This window comes from Paracoccus sp. SSK6, assembly GCF_039770665.1.
Classification (GTDB): domain Bacteria; phylum Pseudomonadota; class Alphaproteobacteria; order Rhodobacterales; family Rhodobacteraceae; genus Paracoccus.
The window spans coordinates 1-216 of the sequence record NZ_JBDPNJ010000124.1; the positions used below are offsets into that span (position 1 = coordinate 1).

1 pseudogene is annotated in these 216 nt (G+C 65.3%); it reads left to right on the forward strand.

Annotated elements, in window-relative coordinates:
* A pseudogene (locus AAIL68_RS17675) lies at nt 1–189 on the forward strand (MFS transporter); the annotation flags it as partial.
* Between the last annotated feature and the right edge of the window lie 27 nt (nt 190–216).

Genomic DNA, 216 nt, shown 5'->3' on the forward strand with positions numbered 1-216 from the left:
GGGGTGGACTTTACCCTGTTCCAGTGCCTGGATGGTGCGCTCAGCATGGCCCTCGGCCTTGTGGCCGGGGTTGTGGCGCAACATGCGGGTTACGGCGTCTTCTTCGGCCTCAGCGCCATTCTGCCCGTCCTGGCTGTCCTGATGCTGAGGCGTTTGGCGATCAGGACGGCCCAGGCAACAAGCGCCTAGGAACGACGCGGCCGGCCGAGTTCATGC